Annotated in this window: 13 protein-coding genes and 2 pseudogenes; 11 read left to right on the plus strand and 4 right to left on the minus strand. The window is 69.1% G+C overall.

The genetic code is table 11. The features are described 5' to 3' along the window. Window positions 1-101: 101 nt before the first annotated feature. The 6 genes from ACFYPJ_RS20100 to ACFYPJ_RS20125 all read left to right on the plus strand — a co-directional run bounded on the left by ACFYPJ_RS20100 (window position 102) and on the right by ACFYPJ_RS20125 (window position 13,282). Entirely contained in the window at window positions 102-623 is a 522-nt protein-coding gene (locus ACFYPJ_RS20100) for a hypothetical protein (protein WP_389018635.1), read from the plus strand. Window positions 624-1,023: 400 nt separating this feature from the next. After that, complete coding sequence (locus tag ACFYPJ_RS20105) at window positions 1,024-2,067, plus strand: helix-turn-helix domain-containing protein (protein WP_389018637.1); 1,044 nt, start codon at window positions 1,024-1,026, stop codon at window positions 2,065-2,067. Between the two features lie 212 nt (window positions 2,068-2,279). Beyond that, window positions 2,280-5,669 (plus strand): S8 family serine peptidase, encoded by a 3,390-nt coding sequence (locus tag ACFYPJ_RS20110; RefSeq protein ID WP_389018640.1) that lies wholly within the window; start codon window positions 2,280-2,282, stop codon window positions 5,667-5,669. Window positions 5,670-5,944: 275 nt separating this feature from the next. Beyond that, the gene (locus ACFYPJ_RS20115; RefSeq protein WP_389018643.1) at window positions 5,945-7,795 is read left to right on the plus strand and encodes a glycosyl hydrolase family 28-related protein; all 1,851 of its coding nucleotides are present in this window, start codon (window positions 5,945-5,947) and stop codon (window positions 7,793-7,795) included. Between the two features lie 346 nt (window positions 7,796-8,141). Then, on the plus strand, window positions 8,142-11,999 hold the full coding sequence (locus tag ACFYPJ_RS20120) for a S8 family peptidase (protein WP_389018646.1): 3,858 nt from the start codon (window positions 8,142-8,144) through the stop codon (window positions 11,997-11,999). 341 nt (window positions 12,000-12,340) lie between these two features. Beyond that, window positions 12,341-13,282 (plus strand): class I SAM-dependent methyltransferase, encoded by a 942-nt coding sequence (locus tag ACFYPJ_RS20125; RefSeq protein WP_389018649.1) that lies wholly within the window; start codon window positions 12,341-12,343, stop codon window positions 13,280-13,282. Between the two features lie 536 nt (window positions 13,283-13,818). On the opposite strand, the gene ACFYPJ_RS20130 is transcribed toward ACFYPJ_RS20125, so the two are convergent. Further along, the gene (locus ACFYPJ_RS20130) at window positions 13,819-16,392 is read right to left on the minus strand and encodes a DUF6185 family protein (protein ID WP_389018727.1); all 2,574 of its coding nucleotides are present in this window, start codon (window positions 16,390-16,392) and stop codon (window positions 13,819-13,821) included. 332 nt (window positions 16,393-16,724) lie between these two features. Continuing rightward, window positions 16,725-17,147 carry a hypothetical protein gene (locus ACFYPJ_RS20135; RefSeq protein ID WP_389018652.1) on the minus strand — a complete coding sequence of 141 codons (423 nt, stop codon included), beginning with the start codon at window positions 17,145-17,147 and terminating at the stop codon, window positions 16,725-16,727. A 153-nt stretch (window positions 17,148-17,300) separates the two neighbouring features. Here ACFYPJ_RS20135 and ACFYPJ_RS20140 point away from each other — a divergent pair, with 153 nt between their 5' ends. Next, entirely contained in the window at window positions 17,301-17,453 is a 153-nt protein-coding gene (locus tag ACFYPJ_RS20140; protein WP_389018655.1) for a hypothetical protein, read from the plus strand. Window positions 17,454-17,498: 45 nt separating this feature from the next. Here the strand turns inward: ACFYPJ_RS20140 and ACFYPJ_RS20145 are convergent. After that, a pseudogene (locus ACFYPJ_RS20145) lies at window positions 17,499-17,801 on the minus strand (glutamate ligase domain-containing protein); the annotation flags it as partial. Here ACFYPJ_RS20145 and ACFYPJ_RS20150 point away from each other — a divergent pair. Continuing rightward, a pseudogene (locus tag ACFYPJ_RS20150) lies at window positions 17,802-18,086 on the plus strand (ATP-grasp domain-containing protein); the annotation flags it as partial. Next, window positions 18,083-18,691: a D-Ala-D-Ala dipeptidase VanX gene (gene vanX, locus ACFYPJ_RS20155; RefSeq protein ID WP_389018658.1), complete on the plus strand. Its 609-nt coding sequence runs from the start codon at window positions 18,083-18,085 to the stop codon at window positions 18,689-18,691. The pseudogene ACFYPJ_RS20150 and the gene vanX, both read left to right, overlap by 4 nt. 86 nt (window positions 18,692-18,777) lie before the next feature. On the opposite strand, the gene ACFYPJ_RS20160 is transcribed toward vanX, so the two are convergent. Next, a complete protein-coding gene (locus ACFYPJ_RS20160; protein WP_389018661.1) occupies window positions 18,778-18,990 on the minus strand; it encodes a hypothetical protein in 213 nt (70 codons plus the stop codon). A gap of 96 nt (window positions 18,991-19,086) precedes the next feature. On the opposite strand from ACFYPJ_RS20160, the gene ACFYPJ_RS20165 reads away from it, so the two are divergent. Next, window positions 19,087-20,496 (plus strand): PLP-dependent aminotransferase family protein, encoded by a 1,410-nt coding sequence (locus ACFYPJ_RS20165; protein ID WP_389018664.1) that lies wholly within the window; start codon window positions 19,087-19,089, stop codon window positions 20,494-20,496. A gap of 821 nt (window positions 20,497-21,317) precedes the next feature. Further along, window positions 21,318-22,268: an SDR family NAD(P)-dependent oxidoreductase gene (locus ACFYPJ_RS20170; RefSeq protein ID WP_389018667.1), complete on the plus strand. Its 951-nt coding sequence runs from the start codon at window positions 21,318-21,320 to the stop codon at window positions 22,266-22,268. The last annotated feature ends 166 nt before the right edge of the window (window positions 22,269-22,434 follow it).

Consider the following 22,434-nt stretch of genomic DNA (forward strand, 5'->3'; position numbering starts at 1 on the left):
GTCACCGGGGCGACTGATACGGGAACGGCGCCAGATTGACGCGTCGACGCCACGGCGCCGCATGCGGGGCAGGATGCGACCGTTCCGGTAATCCTGGAGAGGTGACACCCCGTACCTCTCCGCAGGAACCAGATGCGCAGGGAGCGTCCGGCACGGCCCGGACCGACTACACAGGCGCGATCTACGGCTCGCTCCTGGCTGCTTCAGTCATTGCCGGGGCCAGTGCGCTCGGCCCGTTCCCACGCCTTGAGCTGGTGGTATTGCTGCTGTGCACCGGCGTGGTGTTCTGCGCCGCCCACGCCTACGCCGACATCGTCGGCAACCGGCGGCCCCACCAGACCCTGACCTGGCAGGAGATCCGACAGGTCGGCGCCCGTGAGTGGCCCATCGTGCAGGCGGCCGTTCCACCGGCCGCCGCCGTTGTGATCAGCCCGCTCCTGGGCCTGGGGCTCACCGGCACAGCCTGGCTGGCGCTCGGCGTCGCCGTGGCCGAGCAGGTCACCTGGGCCGGCGTCGCGGCTCACCGGGCAGGTGCCTCCAACCTTGCGGTGGTGTCCGCCGGGGCCGTCAACCTGGTGCTTGGGCTGATCATCGTGGCCGCCAAGGTCGCGGTCGAGCCTTGACCATGCAACGCTGCCAGGCCGTGGCCGACGGTATCCATCAAAGGTGTGTGTCGCGTCTCCTGATCGCCGTTGGGCACCGCACGAGCAACGAGCAACGAGCAACCGGCAACGAGCCACTGTGCCTTGTTGCCTGACTTGACGGCCGTGTTCCGCGTTTTCACGGTAGCAACGTCCGATTCGGTTCCGGCGGTCCGAAGGGGCTGACTCGGGCCGTGCCGTTCGATCTCGTTGACGCGGAGCAGTGCTGGAAATGACGGGACCGCCAGGTGCCGGCGGTCACGAACGGCGGCTGGCAACGTCCTGACACCTGGGTAAGGTTCGGATGTCAGGAATCCGCTTGGTCCACGCGGGCTGCGGCAAGGACCGAAGATTGCCAGTTGCCTCGTGAGGAGGACTGCGGATGCTGCAGGCGCTGGGACTGGGGCCGTCCGAGGAGGCCGTCTACACAGCGCTGATGGCCCAGTCTGAGGCCTCCGCGCACGATCTCGCCCGGCGGACCGGAATCGCGGCGGCCGAGACAGCCCGGGTCCTGGCAGACATGGAGGCACGCGGTCTGGTATCCGTCGCCACCCAGCCCGACCGCGAGGAACCCGGCCCGGCCAGATCCCGGCTCATCCGCTACCGCCTCACTCCGCCCTCTGTGGCCCTGGCCCCGTTCCTGGCCGAGCGGCGCACTGCGCTGCACCAGGCCGAGAGCGCGTTCTCGGTGCTCATCGAGCAGTACCGCAGCACTGCCGTACACACCGCGGGTGGGGTGGTGGAGGTGGTGGCCGGTGCGGAGCAGGTCGCCCACCGGTTCCATCAGTTGCAGCGCGGCGCACAGCGGGAACTGCTCGTCTTCCTCGTCGGAACGCCCGTCGCGGTACCACGGGAGGCCAGCGACATTTCGGAGAGTCACGCGCTGGAGCGCGGAGTCGACTTCCGGGTCGTGGCAGCCGAGAACTACCTAGACAGCCCCGATGCGGCGAGGGATGCGCGTGCTTCCATCATGGCGGGCATCGAGCTTCGCCTGGTCGACTCGCTGCCGCTGAAGATGGTCGTCTCGGACCGGGAACGTGCCATGGTGCCAGTGGACATGGCGGACTCCGGTGGCGAGCCGAGCGCGATCGTCGTGCACCGCAGCAGCCTGCTGACGGCACTGGTCCATCTCTTCGAGAAGGAATGGGCCCAGGCCCGGCCGCTTTACGCCACGACCAGGGGTGTCGGTGCGAAGCCGACGGACGAGCAGCAACCAGCCGAGGGGGAACTGGAAGTCCTCGTTCTGTTGCTGGCGGGATTCTCCGACCGGCGGGTCGCCTCCCAACTCGGCCTCTCCCTGCGCACCGTGGAGCGCAGGACACGCCGCCTGATGGACCTCGCCGGAGCAGATTCGCGCCTGCAACTCGGGTGGCACGCCGCACGCGCGGGCTGGCTCGGGCACGAAGCAGAGCCTGGTCGGCACTGACCGGTCGCGCTTCCGCCAAGTCGACCGCTCATCCGGCGGATGAAGCACTCGGTCCCAGGGGCCCCGCAGAGCCGACGAACCAGTCGACGCGACCGCGTGACGGATATCCGTCACGCGGGAAACCCGCCACACCTGGCGTCACCACACGATCCACATGTCTGCCAAGTTGGAGCCGCTGCATGGCATGTTCACGGCGTCAACGAGGGAGATCCATGGGTCCCACAACGCGAATAGCCTTGGGCGCGGCGACCGCCGCCGTCCTGGCCGTCTCCGCGGTCGCGCCTTCCGGGGCGGCGGACACGCCGCCTGACGGTGCCCCGGTGAAGAGGGCCGTCATCGGGAGCGGTTCCCCGGCAGCGGGCGGCAGGCAGGTGACGGTCACGCTCGTCACCGGAGACAAGGTACTGGTGACCACGGACCCGTCGGGCCGCAGCTCGGCGGCTGTGTTGCCCCGCCCGGACGGTACGCGGCCGATCGCCCAGACCTATCAGATGGGCAAGGACCTCTACGTCTATCCGGAGGACGCCTCCCAGGCCGTCGCGGAGGGCAAGGCCGACGAGCAGTTGTTCAATGTCACCGGGCTCATCCGCCAGGGATACGACGACACACACACCCGTACGCTGCCGGTCATCGCCACCTACCGCAGCGGTGTGAACGTGGCGGACAGCACGCCGGCGGCTCCTCGGGGGGCCGAGCGGGGCCTGAACCTCCCGGCTGTGAACGGGGTCGCGTTCAGGGCCGGCAAGGACACGGCCGCCACCTTCTGGCAGGACATCACCGACACCCGCGCACGTTCTGGCGCCCTGGTGGACAAACTGTGGCTGGACGGCAAGGTCAAGGCCGCACTGGACCGGTCGACTGCGCAGGTGCACGCGCCGGAGGCCTGGGCGGCCGGCTACGACGGCAAAGGCACCAAGGTCGCGGTACTGGATACCGGAGTGGACGCCGAGCACCCCGACCTGGCCGACCGGGTCACCGAGTCCAGGAACTTCACGGACTCGAAGGACACCGATGACAGGGTGGGCCACGGCACGCACACCGCCTCCACGGCCGGCGGGTCCGGAGCAGCCAGTGACGGCCGGGAGAAGGGGGTCGCCCCCGGTACCTCCCTGCTCATCGGCAAGGTCCTCGACGACCAGGGTTACGGCCAGGACTCCTGGATCATCGCCGGCATGCAATGGGCCGTCGACCAGCAGGCCGACGTCGTCTCCATGAGCCTGGGCAACCCCACGATCGGCGACTGCACCGATCCGATGGCCCAGGCCACGAAGCAGCTCTCGAAGAACACACACACCCTGTTCGTCGTCGCCGCAGGCAACTCGGGCCCGAACACCGAGACGGTCTCCTCGCCCGGCTGCGTACCCGACGTGCTCACCGTCGGTGCCGTCGACCACGACGACACCACCGCGTCGTTCTCCAGCCGGGGACCCGTGGCCGTCACTCACACCCTCAAGCCCGAGATCGCCGCCCCCGGCGTCGACATCTCGGCGGCCAACGCAGGCGGCCGCGGCATCTACGCCTATCGGACGATGTCCGGCACCTCCATGGCCACGCCGCATGTCGCGGGCGCTGCGGCCGTCGTTCGCCAGGCCCACCCGGACTGGACCGCGCAGCAGGTCAAGGCCGCGCTGGTCTCCTCAGCACGCACCGACGGCAACGTCGCCGGCGCAGACCGGACCGGGGGCGGCGTCCTTGACGTGTTCGCTGCGGTGAACCAGAAAGTGTTCTCCGCACCCGCCGTCCAGGCCGGCACCTACAACTGGCCGCAGAGCGCCTCGGACGGCACTACCGTGCACGTGCCCTTCACCAACACCGGCGGTGCAGACCTCACCCTGAACCTGAAGATCAGCGGTGTGCACGGCAACGACGGCAGCGATGTCCACTCCGGCGTCGTCAAGCTGGAGGAGGGCAGGGTGCGAGTCCCCGCGGGGGCCACCGCGCAGGTACCGCTCCGGATCGATCCGACCGCCCGTCTGAAGCACGCCCAGTACGGCGCGGTCACCGGACGGATCCTGGCCACCGGCGACGACGTGCACGTCTCCGTCCCCGTCACGCTCTACATACAGCCGGAGACGGTCACCCTCCGGGTCAGGACCATCGACCGCGACGGCAGGCCCGCGAGCGGTGTCTCCTCCTTGGACCTCGTCAGCCTCGACACGAACAAGGGCGAGCGTCGCAGCAACTCCGGTGCGGCCGAGCAGACATACGCTGTGCGTCCGGGTGACTACGCTCTCAGCGCCTTCGTGGCCACGTACGCTGCACAGGACGCACCCGAATCGGTCAGCTACCTCGCGCACCCCGAGCTTCGGATCACCCGTGACACCACGGTCGTCCTGGACGCCGGCAAGGCCCACCGGCTGAGCGTGCACACCGACCGACCCTCGACGGCGGACAACACCACGCTCAGCTACTCCCGCACGTGGGACGACACCTGGCAGCTGGCCGGCTCGCTCATGGCCGGCGGAAACGTCAAGGCGTTCTACGCGGATGTCGACGGGCGTGCCAAGACCGGGACTTTCGAGTTCCGGCCCACCTGGCGTGCGAGCGGCTCCGGGAACGGGTCGTCCTACGTCTACAACCTGTCGTTCCCGACTCAGGGCCCGCTCCAATCCGACCAGGTCTACAGGCCCCATGACTCCAGGCTGGCCCAAGTCACCGAGACGTGGAAGGCCATGGGCAAGGAGGCCGATTACATCGACGCGATGTTCATCCGCCCCGACGGGAGCGACAACGCCTATGTTCCCGTGAGCCCGTTCGGGACGATCCATGTGCCCGGCACCCGCACCGCCTACTACACGACCGGCGACGACACCTGGTACCACGGCGCGATGACCAGCGTCCCGTTCGCCGCGTTCATGGGCGATCACGAGCGTGCCTACCAGGCCGGACAGCGCAGCGCGGAGGAGTGGTACGGCGGACCACTGCGGCCGGCCGCGCCCCGCGACGCCGACGGCAACCTCATGCTGGCCGCCGAGCGGCAAGGTGACCTGATGGGCATTCAGACCGGGCTCTGGCTCGACAGGTCCGGCGACCACTGGTCCTACGGCGGATCGTTCGGCGACCTCGGCAACCTGGTGTTGAAGCGCAACGGCGAGAAGATCGCCACCAGCGCGTGGCCCTACGACGCGTTCCGGGTGCCGGACGAGGACTCCGCGTACGAACTCACGCAGAACCTGGAGAAGATTCCGTCCTCGGACCGGAACTGGCTGCGCTCCACCGCCGTCACAACCACCTGGAGCTTCCGCTCGCACCGGGAGCCGGACGTCTACTCGCGGGGCCTGCCGATCCTCTTCCCGGCGTACGACATGCCCGTGGACGACCTGAACACCCTGCCTGCGCGGAGCGGCATCAGAGTCGGCCTGTCGGTCGAGGGCCACGCGGGGTATACCCCGGGCACGATCAAGGAGGCATCATTGGCCTACTCCTACGACGGCGGTACCACCTGGACCCAGCCGCCGGCCGAGCAGCAGGACGGCAACTGGACGGCCGTCCTCGACCACACCGGCGCCTCCGGCAAGCAGGTCACGACGAAGGCCACCTTCATCGACACCAACGGCAACGCGGTCACACAGACCGTCAAACGCGCCTACGACGTACGGTAACCACCGGGTCCGGCCGGGCGGTCTCCCCACGACAGGAGGCCGCCCCGGCCTTCCCTGCATGACTCCGCCGTCCGTGACCTCATTCGGAATCGTCAGCGAGCCGAACCCGCAGTGGAAGAGCCGTCGGTCAGCGTCATGAGGCGCGCTCACTCGTCGGCACCATTGACCCAGAGATCGGATCTATAGAGACTCTGCGAGGGGATCCAGCCGGAAACCCGGCGAAACTCCGCATATACATAGGATGTTTCATGAGTCACCTGTGCTCCGGAGGGGCTATGTCTCGGTTCGTGTTTCTCGGGGTGGCGCTCGCGTTGCTCTCCACCGCGGGCAGTCCTGTCGCCGCGGCGCCGAGCGCGGCCCCGGTCGTGGTCAATGTGGACACCTACGGAGCCGACCCCACGGGCCGGACGGACTCGACGCCTGCTGTCACCGCGGCGCTCCGGCACGCCAAGAGCGTCGACCGGCCGGTCAGGGTCGTCTTCTCGCAAGGCACCTATCAGCTCTACCCCGAACGGGCCGAGACGCGTGAGCTCTACGTCTCCAACACCGTCGGCGCCGACCAGCGTTACCGGGACAAGAAGATCGGGCTGCTCGTCGAGGACATGCACGACGTCACCATCGACGGCGGCGGAGCCAAGCTCGTCTACCACGGCCTGCAGACGGCGTTCGCGTCGATCCGCTCGACCGATGTGACCTTCACCAACTTCTCCTTCGACTACGCGGCCCCCGAGGTCATCGACGCGACCGTCGCAGACGCCGGTGTCGCCGACGGGCACGCCTACCGCGTACTGTCGATCCCCGCCACCAGCCCGTACCGGGTGAGCGGAACGCACGTCACCTGGCTCGGTGAGACCAGCCCGGCCACCGGGCAGCCGTACTGGTCGGGTGTCGACGGACTCCAGTACACGCAGATCCACGACCCCAGGGCGCAACGGTCCTGGCGCGGGGACAACCCGCTGTTCAACGACGTCGCCGCGGTCACCGACCTCGGCGGTCACCGGATCCGGCTCGACTACACCACCGCATCCCGGCCGGCGGACGCCGGGCTCGTCTACCAGATGCGTCTCATCGAGCGGACCGAGCCGGGCGCCTTCATCTGGGAGTCCAAGAACGTCACGATGCGCTCGATGAACGCCCACTACCTGCAGTCCTTCGGAGTGGTGGGGCAGTTCAGCGAGAACATCTCCATCGACAAGGTGAACTTCGCGCCCGATCCGGCGTCCGGCCGGTCGACGGCCTCCTTCGCGGACTTCGTGCAGATGTCCGGCGTCAAGGGGAAGGTCTCCATCACCGGGAACGTCTTCGACGGCCCGCACGACGACCCGATCAACATCCACGGCACTTATCTTGAGGTCGTCGGAAAACCCGGGCCGTCCTCCCTCACCCTCGCCTACGCACACCCGCAGACCGCCGGATTCCCGCAGTTCGCCCCGGGCGACAAGGTCGAGTTCGCCGCCAAGCGCACGATGACACCGCTGGCGGACGCGCACGCGGTGGTCACCGCGGTCGACGGACCGAGCGGGATGGACCACAAGAAGCCGCTGACCACGATGACCGTCACCTTCGACCGGCCGGTTCCCGCCGGGGTCGAGATCGGCGGCACGGTCGTGGAGAACATCACGGCCACCCCGTCGGTCGTCATATCCGGCAACGTGTTCCGCAACGTGCCGACCCGCGGAGTGCTGGTCACCACCCGCAAACCCGTCCTCATCACCGGCAACCGGTTCGACGGGATGTCCATGGCCAGCATCTACGTCTCGGCGGACGCCTACCAGTGGTACGAGTCCGGGCCGGTCGCCGACCTCACGATCCGCGGGAACTCGTTCACCCGGCCCAGCGGTCCGGTCATCTACGTGGAGCCGACCAACCAGGTCGTCGACGCCGCCAACCCGGTGCATCACAACATCTCGGTCGAGCGCAACTCGTTCGACATCGGTGACGTCACCGTCGTCGACGCCAAGAGCGTCGGCGGGTTCGCCTTCACCGGCAACACCGTCCGGCGGCTGGACGGCGCGGAGCACCCGCCGTACACCTCCCCGCTGTTCGTCTTCCACGGCAGTTCCGACATCCGGATCATGCGCAACCACTACGACAAGGGCCTGAACACCTCCGTGGTCACGGACTGACGGCCCCGCGCACGGGACACCGGCGGCATCGCCCGGCGCGGGCGGTGCCGCCGACGGCGTCCGTAGGAGCCCAGGTTCTCGACGGGTGCCGCCCGTACGGTCAATGGCACTGCGCTGAGGGACGGTAGCGCATCCATGGTCCGCATGCCCGGCAGCCGCACACGTATGTCCTGGACGCCGCCGAGCCGCTGCCACGGACCGGAAGGGGAAACGTCGACGAGGACATTGCTGTGGCGCCGTTGGGACAAGTCGCAGCTGTGACACCTGAGGACAGTGACATGCCCCTGGCGTCAGCGGATTCTTCGTATTAATCGTGACCACACGCTGAACGAAAGGTGCTCGGCTGATGGCATGGAACCGCCTGACGGCGGCGATATCGACGGCATTGCTCCTGACCACCGGGGGCGTGCAGTCCGCGTCCGCGCAGACGCCCGAAGCGAGCGCGGCGGGATTCGCGCCCGCACCCAGGGCTCACTCCGCGACCGTGCGGCTGGTGACCGGCGACCGCGTGACGGTGACGCCCGTCGGCGACGGCCGCACCACCGCGTCGGTGGAACCCGGGCCGGGGCGCGAACACATCGTGTTCCGCACGTACCAGGAGGACGGCGGCGACCTGACGGTGCTGCCCTCGGACGCCGCGGACCTCATCGCCGCCGGGGCGCTGGACCGGCGTCTCTTCAACGTCACCACCCTGATCGCCCAGGGCTATGACGAGGCGGCCACCTCGGCGCTGCCGCTGATCGTCTCCGCCGCCCCGCGTTCCGGAGCGGCCCGGACGACGGCGAAGAACGAGAAGGCCGCGGCCGCCGTCGCGGACCGGGTCGCCGCGTTCACCATGGCATCTGCCCCCGAGCGCACTCTGAACAGCATCGACGCGCGGTCGCTGCGCGTCGCGGACGACGACCTCGGCGCCTTCTGGAAGGCACTGATCCCGGGCACCGCGAAGGGCGCCGCCCGCGTCGCGGCGACCCCGCGGGTGTGGCTGGACGGCAAGGTGTCCCCGGTGCTGGACCGCAGTACGGCGCAGATCAACGCGCCGGCGGCGTGGAAGGCGGGATACGAGGGCCAGGGTGTGAAGGTGGCGGTGCTGGACACCGGCGTCGACGCCACACACCCGGATCTGGCCGGGCGGATCGCGGAGTCCAAGGACTTCTCCGGCAGTTCGAACACCGTGGACCACTTCGGGCACGGTACGCACGTGGCGTCGATCGTCGGCGGCACGGGCGCGGCGTCCTCCGGCTCCCGCAAGGGGGTGGCGCCGAAGTCGGATCTGCTGATCGGCAAGGTACTGGGTGACGACGGCTACGGTTCGGAGTCGCAGGTCGTCGCCGGCATGGAGTGGGCTTCGGCCGAGCATGCCAAGATCGTCAACATGAGCCTGGGCTCGGAGGAGCCGTCCGACGGCACCGACCCGATCAGCCAGGCGGTCAACACGCTCTCCGCCTCGGGCGACACCCTCTTCGTGGCCGCCGCCGGCAACACCGGCGAGCAAGGCGACAGCACGGTCAGCTCGCCGGGTGCCGCCGACGCGGCGCTGACCGTGGGCGCCGTCGACCGCGACGATTCCCTCGCGCCCTTCTCCAGCCGCGGCCCACGCCTCGGCGACAAGGCCGTCAAGCCGGATGTGACCGCTCCGGGTGTCGACATCGTGGCAGCGCGCGCCGCGGGCACGACGATGGGCGGTCCGGTCGACGCGTACTACACGGCCGCGTCCGGTACGTCGATGGCGACCCCGCACGTCGCGGGTGCCGCCGCACTGCTCGCCCAGCAGCACCCCGACTGGACGGGGCAGCAGTTGAAGGACGCGCTGGTGAGTACGGCGCACACCGTGTCCGGTACCAAGGTGACGGCGCAGGGCGGTGGCCGGATCGACGTCGCGGCGGCGATGGGCGCGGTCACGGCCACCGGCAGCGTGACCCTGCCTGCCCTGCAGGTGGGCTCCGACGGACAGCGGCAGGCTGCGACCCTGCACTACACCAACACCGCTGACCAGCCCGTCGACCTGAAGCTGGCCGTCGCCCTGGCGAACGCCGACAACATCCCCCTGCCGGCCGGGGTCGTCACGCCCGCCGCCGACACCCTCCGCCTCGCTCCCGGCGCCTCCGCCGACGTGCCGCTGAGCACTGACGCGACGAAGGCCAAGCGAGGCTCGTACTACGGCTACGCCACCGTGACCCGTGCCGACGGCACCGTCCTGGCCCACACCACGCTCTCCCTGGTCGTGCACGCGCCGGTGCACCGGCTCTCCGTGGTCGTCCGCGACCGCTCCGGCAAGGTGCTGCCGGGCGCGCTGCCCACCATCTGGGGCGCCGACGGCTTCGTCTCGTACACCAGCGCCGATTCCGCGGTCGCCGTCGTCGAGGACGGCACCTACCAGGTCGACTACGGCACCGTGGACGACGCCGCGGACGGCCAGGAACTGGTCGAAGTGATCAACCCGCAGGTGACGGTCACCAAGGACACCACGGTGACGCTGGACGCCTCCAAGGTCACCGAGGTGCAGATCCGCACGCCCAAGTCCGCCGAGCAGCGCGGCATCCTCAGCTACCAGACGTACCGCAAGATCGACGGACACGGCCTGATCCAGGGCGTGATGTTCTTCGACGTTGCCAAGCGGATCTACGTCAGCCCTACGGCCCAGGTCACCGACGGCACCTTCGAGTTCGCCTCGCGCTGGCAGATGACCGCGCCCCAGTTGCGGGCGAAGGTGTCCGGCACCTCCTCGGCCTTCACCCCGTACTACCTGCCGACCTCCCCGGTCTTCGATGACAAGGGCGCCCGGCTGACCGCGGTGGACGCAGGCGCGGGCACCGCTGACGACCTCAAGGCCGCCCACGTGCGCGGGAAGCTCGCCGTCGTCCGCTACGACTTCGGCGACGACCAGGCGCTCGCGCAGGCGGCGGCGGACGCCGGGGCCAAGGCGCTGATGCTGGTGATGCCGGAGGGCTTCTACCCCTGGACGCGCTGGCACCCGGAAGGCGACCGCCTGGCCCTGCCCGTCATGCGGGCCGGCACGGGGGAGGGCACCGACCTGCTCAAGCGCGCCGGAAAGCGCTCCACCTCGGTGGACTTCTCCGGCACGGTGCACAGCCCGTACCTGTACGACGTGATGCAGGTCTCCCAGCAGCGCGTCCCCGAGCACCTGGTGTACACGGTCTCCGACCGCAACAGCGCGGTGGTGCGCGCCACCTACACGCGTACCGGGGCATCGTCCTGGGGGAGCGAGCAGCGCTTCGGATGGCGTCCTTACCAGGACACGGCCTGGAACCAGAGCAGCCGTGATGTGCTCATGGGACAGGAGCGAGTGGAGTATGTGACGGCCGGTGACACGCTGTGGCGCCACACCGTGCACCACAACACCGTCGTGGACCGGGACATCGCGCTGGGCGTCGGGATGCACGACGCGGCCCACACCTACCAGCCCGGACAGCGTGCCACGGAGAAGTGGTTCGGGGCCCCGGTGCGCCCGGCGATCCCGCACGGTGCGAAGGGCTTTCCCGCCTCGGTGCGCAGTGGTGACACCCTGTCGTTCTACATCCCGGAGTTCTCCGACTCCGGCACCGGCCACTGGTCGTACGCGGAGTGGGGCGGGTCGGGGGGCATCGGCACCGGAGCGTCCGCGGTGCGCGACGAGGAAGGGGAAGACGTCGCCCGAGCGGAGGTGTACCGAGACGGCCAGCGCATCGCGGAGTCCGACAACGGCGCGTGGGGCGACATCGAGGTGCCGACGGGCAAGGCCGATTACCGGCTTGACCTGACCACCAGCCGTACCTCCGCCGACTGGAAGTTCGGCACCGGCACCACGACGTCCTGGACGTTCGCCTCGGACACCGCGGCGACCACCGATGTGCTGCCGCTGCTCCAGGTCGACTACGCCGTGCCCGTGGACGCCCGCAACGCGGTGGGCCCGCAGCGGTCGCACAGCGTGGATCTCCACGTGCGTATGCCGGACGGCCTGGCCGCCCCGCGCGGGGTGTCCCTCAAGGTCGAGGCTTCGTACGACGACGGGCGGACCTGGACCACGGCCCGCACGGACCGGCGCGGCAGCGGTACGGACTTCACCGCCACCGTCCAACGCCCCTCCTCGGTGCACCAGGACGCGTTCGTGACGCTGCGGGTCACCGCGAAGGACGCCGCCGGCGACAGCGTCCGGCAGACGATCGACCACGCCTACCTGCACCGCGGCCCTTTCTCGGGGCAGTGACGGCGGAGCGGCCGTGACTGGCGGGCGCCGGGCGAATCAGCCCGGCGCCCGCCGACGTCGTGTCGGACAGGGAGAGCGGGAGCGGACGACGTCCGTTTCCGCTCTCCGGTGTGGCGTCCGCCCTGGTAGGCGCCCGGCCGGCGTCGGCAGGCCGACGAGCGACCCGGTGGGATCCGTGACCGCGTACCTGACTACGGGGCGGGCGGGGTGACCGAATGTTCAGCGACCGTTGGCCTCTTCGTGGGTTTCGGACTGCTGCTCGGGATGGGCACTGTAGTGCCTTGCTCCACAGGCATTCTGCAGACAAGACACAGGCTCCGTAGCGAGGGAGTACCTCCCGTATGGCCACCATCCAGGAAGAAACCCGGCTGCCGCATCGTCTCGATGACGTGCCCGGCTGGTTCCCGGTGCTCGACCAGACGCTCTTCGACTGGTTCCTGAACAGGCAGGAGGCCGCCGGAATGCACGGTGACCTCCTGGAGGTCGGTGTCTATATGGGCAAGAGCGCGATCTTCACCGGACGGCACCGGCAGCCGGGGGAGAAGTACACGGTGTGCGACCTCTTCGAGGGTGACGCCCCGGACGACGCCAACCGGGCCGAGTCGGTCAAGTCCTACAGCGCCCTGACCCGGCGCGTCTTCGAGGCGAACTACCGCTCCTTCCACGACGAACTTCCGCGTGTGTTGCAGGGACCCAGCTCCGTGGTGCCCGGCGAGGTCGAAAGCGGTTCCTGCCGGTTCGTGCACATCGACGCCTCCCACCTGTACGAGCACGTGCGGGGCGACATCGAAGCGGCCCGGGACCTGCTGCTGCCCGGCGGCATCGTGGTCCTGGACGACTTCCGCTCCGAGCACACGCCGGGCGTTTCCATAGCCACCTGGGAGGCTGTGCTCAACCGGGGCCTGCGGCCCGTCTGCCTGAGCACGCAGAAGCTCTACGGCACCTGGGACGACCCGGAGCAGGTCCAGGAGGACCTGCTGGCCGTGGTGCAGGAGCGTACCGACTGCCACCTGAGCGTCCAGGAGGCCGCCGGGCACCGGATCATCCGGCTGAAGTCCAAGAAGATGCCGGCGCCTGCGTTCCCGCTCTCCCGGCATGCGGAGCGGGCCGCCGAGACGGAGTCCCGGGCCGCGGAGCCGGCGCCTGCGGCGGCACCTGCTCCCGCGGCCCCGGCCGCCCGGACCGCATCCCGCCGCCGAAGCCGGGTCCGCCGGGTTGCCGTCGACGTGCTGCCGCCGGTCGTCACCCGGGCCATACGCAAGGCGCGCACCGGCAGGAGCTGACCGCCCAGAACTCCGGCAGTGCTTTCTGCCGGCCCTGGTCGGGGGCAGGGCAGGTGGGCGGGCGCGCGTGAAGCGAGCCGGGTTCCGGCGGAGTTGACGCTGTCCGCGGCTGGCCCGTGGGGTCACCATCGATGACCGCGTGCGAGACCATTGCGGCCCGCAACAACGCTGAGACCTCCCACCCCACCGTCGTCTTGCCGACTCCGGCCCGCCCGCCGATGAGGAGCACTTCCGCGTGATCCATGGGGGCAGCGTGCCGGCTCGCAACCGTCTCACGCGATCGGATATCCATCGACCTCCTGGCCACCGGCACACAGGTACCACCAGCGGGTTCGCGCTCTGCAGCCGGAATATCCGGGTTGAACTTCCGGATGCCGTGGCTGGCTTGTCACACCACGGCCTCGGCCATTCCTGGCCGCCACTCGATCGCCGACCGGCCGTGGCGGTGGGCCGGCTCTATGGCCCGGAGCGGCCCGCTCGGACGTACTCCGCGGCGTGCCGGTGTTGGCGGCGGCCGCCTCCGGGGCGGTGACCGGCTAGTTTCCGGAACCCTCGCCTCCGGTGCTTTCACCGGGACTCCGCTCGATCAGGATCATCGGGTCGTTCCCCTTCAGCTGCTGCCAGATGGTCACCAGCGCTACGAGCTGGCCGATGAGGAACGCCATCTGCACCGAGGCCGTACGCCACTGGTACACGGACAACAGCATGCTTGCCCTGGTGGGCCAGTAGTGCTTCTCCCCGCGGAAGGTGTCGATGTCCATCGCGACTCCGGTCAGGGTGAGGACGAGCAGGGTGAGGCTGAGGTCGAGCGGCCAGGTGCCGAGGGGCTGGCCGACGATCCAGTTGCCGGCCCACTGCACCAGCACCGGAGCCGCGTAGGCGAGCGCCAGCCCGGACGCGCGCGCGGGCCCGCGCCGGCCGGGCAGTACACGCCACAGCGCACCGAGGGTGAAGCCGGCGCCCACCCAGAGGAGTTCATTGGAGACCGCAGCCGTCACCGTTTCGACGAGTCCGAAGCGCTGCACGAACTTGTCGGCCCACCGAACGCCGCGGACTTGCTCGGCCCAGGTCAGTATGGCGACCGCGGGCACCGAGATCAGCGCGGAGAAGTACGCGGCCCGGCAGGCATTGCCCCACCAGGTGGTCCGCGGCCCCCAGGCCAGGGCGAGCTCCACGGGGCTGATGGAGGGCGGCAGCCGTATCCAGGTGTTCGGCAGGCCGGGCGGCGGGGAGGGGTGCGGCAGCCGGTGCAGCCGGTCCAGCTCGTGCTCCAACTGGGAGCGATCTCCCTCCTGTTGGCCCTGCTCCAGCCGGCGCAGCTGGGCATGCAGCTCACGGTGGCGCCGCGCCGCCCTGAGCAGTTGCCGGCGGCCGGATTCCTTGGCCACCTCGTGCAGCCGATGGCCCGGGACCAGCCTCCGGTACAGGACCGCGCGCCGGGTTCCGAGGGCGAGCAGGCCGGTCAGGGTGAGCCAGAGCGCCAGCAGAGGCAGCAGGGGCAGGGGAACACCGGCGTACCAGCCGGCGAAGGGCGCCACACAGACGACGAAGAACACCTTCAGGGTGCGCAGTTCGGCCGGTGGGAGGAGGGCGGCCGCCGGGACGGCTGCCTGGTGGCGGGCGCGCAGGACGGCCAGGATCGCCAGGGACGGGCACCACCACCAGAGGTAGGTTCCGTAGAACCAGTCCAGCCAGTCGGAGGGGAACCAGCGTATGTCGTTGAACAGGGTCGCCACATGCCATAGGCCGTAGACCTCGTCCCCATTGCGCCTGCTGAGCCAGCTCTGGTACTCCCACAGGTTCTGCGCGCTCCACACGCTCATCGCGGCGACCGCCACCGATACGAGAACCAGCGCAGCCAGGAGAGCGTGCGGGAAGCGGCCCCGCGGCCAGCCGGGCGCCGGGGCATCGGCGGAGCGCCACAGTCGTAGCAGGGAGGCTGTGGCGCCCACCAGCCAGACGAAGACCAGGCAGGCGCAGGCCCCGGCGAACGCGACCATGGCCCAGTTCTCCCGGAACCAGAGCACCTCGTCGGGGGAATTCTCCCAGTCGAGCCACAGTTGGGAGGGCAGCGCGAACCACTCGGGACGGCACGCCACAGCGGTCACGTATCCGCCGGCGGCGATGACGAGGACGACGGCGGTCCGTCCCGGTCTGCCGAAGACGCACAGCGCCAGCCCGGTGAGAAGGGTCAGTCCCAAATGGACGGCGGTGCGGTGCCGGTCCGTCCAGAACAATGCCGCGCCCCGGCCGGCGAGGTGGCTCAGCAGCCCGTCGTCGAAGTACCGGACGGCGGTGATGGCGAACACCAACCAGCTTGTGACCAGCAGATTGCGGGCCGTGTGTGCTTCGGCGTCGGTACGTGGCGCGGAGGCGGGCGCGCGCCGCACCGCGCGCACCGTGACCAGGAGCAGGACGAGGAACACTCCGTCCAACGGAAGCCAGGCCAGCGAGGCGAAGAGATACCAGGGGTCCTCGCTCCACCGTGCCGCCGATGCCTTGGCCGCCGGCGGCTGCAGGGTGACCGAGACCGCGGGGGGCTTGCCCGCCTTCTCGCTGGTCCAGGTCAGCCTGGTCGTGGCACCCGTATCCGGCGCCGGAGAAACGCTCCGGGCGGCCCGCCCTCCCAGATCGACGGTGACCTCCCGCCACCAGGCCCCGTCCAGGGCGGGCACCGGTATCAGCTCCAGGTGCCACAGCCGGTTGCCCGGGGTGAGGCGCCAGGGGCCGAAGTCACGGGTCTGCAGACTGACGGCCCAGGTCGTGACACGCTGGTCGACCGTCACCCACTTCTTCTCGACGGTCACCTTCGGCGGCACCGTACGCCCCTCCGTGTCCCGGTACGGAAAAGGATCGTCGGGATAGCGCAGCAGACACCGCATGGCCGTCCGGTACCGTTCCGTGTCCCCGTTCAGCAGCAGATCTGCCGCCCGGCTCCAGGACTTGGGTGCCTTCACCGTGAGGCGCCCCTCGGCCTTGGTGTAGTCCTCGCCCTCGTGCTTGAAACGCACCGACGCCGTGACGCGCGCCGACTTCAACTGCTCGGTGCGGCATTCGTCGTCCGCCGCCTGAGCGGTCGTGCCCGGCACCATGCACAGCAGCGCTGTCATGAACAACAGACAGACAATCCGCCGCAGCCCCCGCCCCAACGAGCCCCCCCACCCATCGCGCACCGCCTGGACCACAGACCTATACCCCGGACGAGTGGATTCCGGCAAGGAGCGATCCGGTGCGCAGGACAGCGGGACCCGGCCGGGTGAGCCAGGTGTCCTCACCCGAGGACCAGGCCCCGGCCGGGCGCAGCTCGCCTCGGACTTGCTGCAGCGGACTGCGAGCTGAGGTGGGCGCGGGGCCGGTTTCTCAAGCTTGGGAAACCGGCCCGTGGGCGTTTCCAGCCCCGTCAGCAGCTGCCGTGCCCGTTGTCAGCGGCAGCGCTGCCGGCTCAGCGGACGTGCACCGTCACCACGTCAGAGGCGTGCAAGCGCACCGGGTGTTGGTCGTGCTTGCTGGTGAGGCCGTACAGCACGGCACGGAATTTGAGGTCGCCGGGCGCGGCAGCCGTGCCCTTCGCGGTGACCCGTGCGTCCCCCTTGACCGCGGCGCTGCAGTTTTCCTGGTGCCACCCCTCGCCGTAGCCGTTCTCCTCCAGGCACAGCTGGTGCAGGTAGCCGGCACTGTCGTCGTCGCCGTGCGCCTTGATCGTGATGGTCTTGCCGACATGTGCCGTGTGCGGCGCCGTGATGTCCACCGTGCCCTTGGCGAACGCCGGCACGGCGGCCAGAGCCACCGAGGCCAGACCCAGCGCACCGATCACAGCCACACGGCCGCCCCGCGTCTTCAGCCCGGCCTTCTTCGTCCTGGTCATGGACTTCCCTCTCGTGGATCCCCCGTCCGGTGAGATCCATCTCCTTCGGCGAAAGCGCCCGGTGCGCTTCGCTGATCCCCTAGATGGGCTGGCCTCCCCGCCCGTTGTGCTTCGCCTGGCGTCGTTACGAATCCAGGACACGATCTGCTCTCCATGCCTGAACCCCTCCAACGGTCACCCCATCGATTCTCGGGAGCGGTACGCCCTGACCTGCGCGGTCCGAAGTGGGACACGGACACCAGCTGGGGGGAGCGGGTCGCCTACGTGCTGGACCAGCAGGCCGCCGCCCGGACGCGGCTGCCATGAGGCGGCGCGGGCGCTGAGGCGCAAGGCGGACTTCGGGCCGGCCGACTACGCGAGCGCAGCGGCGACCTCGTCCAGCCCCGCCGCGCGGGATGCCTTGACGAGCACCATGTCGCCGGCGACGAGGCGGCCGCGCAACCAGTCGACTGCCGCGTCGTTGTCGGTCGCCACCACTGCGCGCTCTCCCGCGCCGTCGGCGATCGGCCGGGCGGCCTCGCCGACCGCGTCCACCACATCGGTCCGGGAGGCGGCGTACCGTCCGACGGCGAGGTGCTCGGCCTCGCTGTTGGCGCCGAGCTCAAGCATCGCGCCGAGGACGGCGATGCGGCGGTCGCCCTCGATCGCCGCGAGTCTGACAACTCGACGGCAATCGTTCCCGCTGATATTCCAGCGGAGTCGCGCCAGCTCGTTCAACGTACGGCCATGGTCGTCTATCGAGCTTTGGGATGCAGGGGACTGGCACGGGTGGACCTGTTCTTCACGAAGGATGGAGCAGTGGTCCTCAACGAGGTTAATACGTTTCCCGGTATGACGTCGTACAGCCGCTATCCGAGGATGGTGGCCGCCGCAGGGATGCCGCTAAGCGAAGTAATCGACCAGACCGTATCGCTGGCACTGACAGGGAAAAGCCGATGAGGAAGGACTTCGTCTTTGTGGACGAACTGGCCTCCGAAATACGTTGGGATGCCAAGTACGCTACGTGGGACAACTTCACCGGCAAGCCGGTGGACGGCTATCTGGCCAATCGAATCGTCGGCACGAGGGCCTTGTGTGCAGCCCTGGAACGAGCGCGAGAGAAGGCTGAATCCCTCGGCTTCGGCTTGCTGCTTTGGGACGGTTATCGCCCGCAGCGCGCCGTCGACTGCTTTCTGCGCTGGTCGGAACAGCCGGAGGACGACCGGACGAAGTCACGACACTATCCGAATATCAGCAGAGCCGAGATGTTCGAAATGGGATATGTGGCCGCCAAGTCGGGCCACAGCCGGGGCAGCACCGTTGACCTGACGCTCTATGACTTGGGCACAGTTGAGCTCGCCCCCATGGGTGGTGGCCATGATTTGATGGATTCCATCTCGCATCATGGAGCAAAAGGAATCACCCAAATCGAAGCGAGGAACCGTCAGTACCTTCGGTCCATCATGGAGACGTGTGGTTTCAGTGCGTACGATAGCGAGTGGTGGCATTACACCCTCAAAGACGAACCTTACCCGGACACCTATTTCGACTTTCCCATCAAATAGTTGAACCGGGACGAGCCTTCGACAGAAAGATCCGACCGAGAGGGCTTTTGAGCCGGCCAGTGGCTGCCAGTCGATGTTCATCTTCCTCACGACGTACGCCCCCGTCCCAGCCGGGCCAGCGACCACTGCCGCTCCGGCCGGGCCGGTAGCGGCGACCGCGCGGGCCGTTTCGGCCGGGAGCCATCCGCCGCGACCGGTGCGTCCGGCATCGCCGAGAGGACACCGGCCCTCGCGTACCAGTCGTCGAACAAGCCGCGGAACACCGGGTGGGCGGGGGCCGAGCGCCTCAGGACAGACATCACGTTCCTCCAGGTGAAAGTCGAAGCCGACTGGACCTTCCGGAAGTCGGCCAGACCAAGTTACGGAGAAACGGCCTGCTGATACCGTCCAATCACATGCGGGTGTCACAGACCAATTTGGCGGGCGATCTCCTGCTCAACCTGGAGAAGCAAGGCGCCGGACCGCTGCATGAGCGGGTGAAGCGGGCGCTGCGGCTGGCGATCCGGGAGGGGCGCGTCGAGGTCGGCACCGTGCTGCCCCCCAGTCGCCAGCTCGCCGCCGACCTCGGCTGTTCGCGCTGGGCGGTGACCGAGGCATACGGCCAACTCGTCGCCGAGGGATACCTGGAGGCACGCAGTGGCTCCGCCACCCGGGTGCGGTGGTCGAACGCCCCCGACACCGACGTCGCGCGCCCCTCGGCACGCCAGGCTCCGGCCGCTCGTTTCGACCTCGCACCCGGCCTGCCGGACCTGCGCGCATTCCCACGCCGCCGGTGGGCCGACGCCGTCCGCGCCCAGGTGACGCAGGCGGAGTTCACGGAGCTCGGCTACCCGCCGGCCGGAGGTCACCTCCGGCTCCGCCGCCTGCTCGCCGAGTACCTGGGCCGCTCCCGCGGCGTCTCGACAACAGCGCAGGACGTGACGGTGTGCACGAGCGTGACCGACGGGGTGCGGCGCATGTGCCACATCCTGCGCGCCCAGGGCATCACCGCCGTCGGCTGCGAGGAACCGGGTTGGACACGGCTTCGGCAGGTCATCCACGCGGCGGGCCTGGAGCCGGTGCCGATCCGCATGGACCACGGCGGCCTGCGCATCGACGACCTCGCCGGACGTCCGGGCCTGCGCGCCGTGCTGACGGCGCCGGCCCACCAGTTCCCGTTGGGTACCGTGCTCGTTCCCGAGCGGCGCGCGGCGCTGCTCGACTGGGCCCGCGGGGTAGACGGTGTCGTCCTGGAGGACGACTACGACGCGGAGTTCCGCTACGACCGCCGCCCAGTCGCGGCTGTGCAGGGCATGGATCCGTCCCGGGTCGTGCTGTTCAAATCGCTGAGCAAGACCCTGTCCCCGGCGCTCGGCATCGGGTGGGTGGTGGCTCCACCGCGCTGGACCCGACAACTGCACCAGACCGACCAGGTGGTCGCGCAGCCCTCGACCGTCGACCAACTCGCCTTCGCCGCACTGCTGGAATCGGGCACCTACGACCGTCATCTGCGTGCCTGTCGACAGCGGTACCGGCAGCGTCGGGACACCCTGGTCCAGGCCCTCGCCGATCAGTTGCCCGGTGCCCCGATCTCCGGAATCGCGGCCGGTCTCCATCTCATCCTTGAGCTGCCCGCCACCGTGGACACCGCGGCCGTGGTCGCGGCGGCGGCAGCCCGTTCGCTGCGCGTCGCGGACCTCGCCGCCTATCACGCCACCGACGCCCGTGCGGCCCACGGCCTGGTTCTCGGCTATGGCAACCTCGCCGACAGCGGCCTGCAGGAGGCGGTCCGCCACCTGCGCGGGGCCATCGAGGGGAGCAGCTAGTGTCCTGAGCCAGAGATTCGTCGGCAGTATCGCGAGAGGGATCGAGGATCTACTCGGAGGTCTTGGTCCAGATGCACGGCTGGGGTCTGTGTTCCAGCCATTGACCCAGGCGCGGATGCCGGCTTCGAGGGCCTGGACGTTCTTGTGTGCGGCGCGGCGAGTCTTCTCGTCGACCAGGAAGCCGAATCACGGCGCGATCTGGTTGATCCACGAAGAGCCGGTCGACGTGAAGTGCATATGAAAACGGGAGTGCTTGGACGGCCCCTTCTTCGACCGCGTCGACAGGCTGGTCGGCTGCGGTCGGGCTCGTTGGCTGATGTCGTGGTGCCCTGCGCTTTCAGTACGCAGTAATGTCCGACATGCTGTGCTCCGCCCTCTTGTCGGCTCGGCGCCTCAAATGCAGGCCGACGGGTGTTTGTTGATGGTGGCATGGGTCCCGCAGGCCCCCGGGACCCCTGCTGTTTTGCGTATCCTGCCGGTGACAGGAATGCCACTGACCGTATCTGCCCCGCGAACCTCGAAAAGGGTCGTTTACGCGCAATTTTGTTATCACCCTAAAGTTTTCTTCGTCCCGCATGTGAGAAATCGAGAAACCCCGCATGTCAAAACCGGGAGCGGAATCCGGCTCCAGTCGGCCACCGTGACGCTCAGCGGCAATGGCGGGCTGCGACGGGGGAGCACCGCGTCGGCAGGATGTCGGCCGTCCAGCGCGGCTGTCGGTGATCTGTAGGAGTGGTGTCGGGGGCAGCTGGAACCGTGGGGACCGAGCTGTCCTGCAGGGCAGCCGCAGCCGCCTTCAACTGCAAGGGAGCCCCTCCGCTATGTCGTCCACGTCCTCCACCCCGCCCTGGGACGTACATCGGCTGCCGCGTGCCGACGGCAGCGTCTTCCTCGTCACTGGCGGTAACTCCGGCATCGGGTACTTCGTGGCGGAGCAGTTGTCCGCAACCGGAGCCACTGTCGTACTGGGCAGCCGGAACCCCGCGAAGGCCGAAGCCGCCACGGCCTCGATCCGCTCGCGTGTCCCCGGCGCGCGGGTGCGGTCCGTACGGCTGGACCTAGCCGACCTCTCCTCGCTCAGAGCAGCGGTGGCAACACTGGATGTGGAATACCTCGACGCGGTGGTCCACAACGCCGGCGTCGCGCTCGACGACCCGCCGCGCCGGGAGACCGGGGACGGTCACGAGGTCATGTTCGGCACGAACCACCTCGGGCACTTCGCGCTGACCCACTGGCTGATGCCGCTGCTGTCGGCCGCGCCGGCGGCCCGCATCGTGACCACGGGCAGCTTCGCGGCGAAGTCCGAGCGGCTTGACCTCGATGACCTGCAGTCTCGGAAGGACTACGAGCCCAAGCGCACCTACGGACGCTCCAAGCTGGCGCAGATGTACTTCGGCCTGGAACTCGACCGCCGCCTGCGCGATGTCGAAAGCACGGTGGCAAGTGTGGTGGTCCATCCCGGCGGCGCGCTGGACTCCCTGACCCCGTCACGGCCGCCAGTACATGTGCGGACCGCTGCTGCGCGGCTCTGCGGTGCACCGGCCGCCCTCCTCGTCCAGGGCAAGCAGGCCGGCGCGTGGCCCGCGGTCCGAGCGGTGCTGGACCCCAGCGTGCGCGGAGGACAGCTGTGGGGACCGCGTGTCTTCGGCCTGCGTGGCAAGCCCCGACGTGAACGGGTGTGGAACCACCTCACTGACACCTCCGTAGCCGCGCGGTTGTGGGACGCCAGCCGCGACCTGGCCGGCGTCGACCTCGACACCATCCCCGGATAGCCCCAGGCGTGCTGGAGTCACCGGCACCAGAGAAAGGCATATGTCGTGCGGAGCGGATGACTCCAGAGGTAACCTCCCCGCACCGTGTGCCCCACCCGGACAGACCCACCAGACAAACATATCTGGAACGAAATGAAACGGTCACAATGACCGGCTTCAGTACATT

The organism is Streptomyces sp. NPDC006012 (genome assembly GCF_042871185.1).
Classification (GTDB): Bacteria; Actinomycetota; Actinomycetes; order Streptomycetales; family Streptomycetaceae; genus Streptomyces.

What these genes read in the sequence shown, in the direction of transcription:
- ACFYPJ_RS20105 (WP_389018637.1), top strand. Translation starts at nt 1,024, where the DNA reads ATGCTGCAGGCGCTGGGACTGGGGCCGTCCGAGGAGGCCGTCTACACA.
- ACFYPJ_RS20110 (WP_389018640.1), top strand. Translation starts at nt 2,280, where the DNA reads ATGGGTCCCACAACGCGAATAGCCTTGGGCGCGGCGACCGCCGCCGTC.
- ACFYPJ_RS20115 (WP_389018643.1), top strand. Translation starts at nt 5,945, where the DNA reads ATGTCTCGGTTCGTGTTTCTCGGGGTGGCGCTCGCGTTGCTCTCCACC.
- ACFYPJ_RS20120 (WP_389018646.1), top strand. Translation starts at nt 8,142, where the DNA reads ATGGCATGGAACCGCCTGACGGCGGCGATATCGACGGCATTGCTCCTG.
- ACFYPJ_RS20125 (WP_389018649.1), top strand. Translation starts at nt 12,341, where the DNA reads ATGGCCACCATCCAGGAAGAAACCCGGCTGCCGCATCGTCTCGATGAC.
- ACFYPJ_RS20130 (WP_389018727.1), bottom strand. Translation starts at nt 16,392, where the DNA reads ATGACAGCGCTGCTGTGCATGGTGCCGGGCACGACCGCTCAGGCGGCG.
- ACFYPJ_RS20135 (WP_389018652.1), bottom strand. Translation starts at nt 17,147, where the DNA reads ATGACCAGGACGAAGAAGGCCGGGCTGAAGACGCGGGGCGGCCGTGTG.
- ACFYPJ_RS20140 (WP_389018655.1), top strand. Translation starts at nt 17,301, where the DNA reads ATGCCTGAACCCCTCCAACGGTCACCCCATCGATTCTCGGGAGCGGTA.
- vanX (WP_389018658.1), top strand. Translation starts at nt 18,083, where the DNA reads ATGAGGAAGGACTTCGTCTTTGTGGACGAACTGGCCTCCGAAATACGT.
- ACFYPJ_RS20160 (WP_389018661.1), bottom strand. Translation starts at nt 18,990, where the DNA reads ATGTCTGTCCTGAGGCGCTCGGCCCCCGCCCACCCGGTGTTCCGCGGC.
- ACFYPJ_RS20165 (WP_389018664.1), top strand. Translation starts at nt 19,087, where the DNA reads ATGCGGGTGTCACAGACCAATTTGGCGGGCGATCTCCTGCTCAACCTG.
- ACFYPJ_RS20170 (WP_389018667.1), top strand. Translation starts at nt 21,318, where the DNA reads ATGTCGTCCACGTCCTCCACCCCGCCCTGGGACGTACATCGGCTGCCG.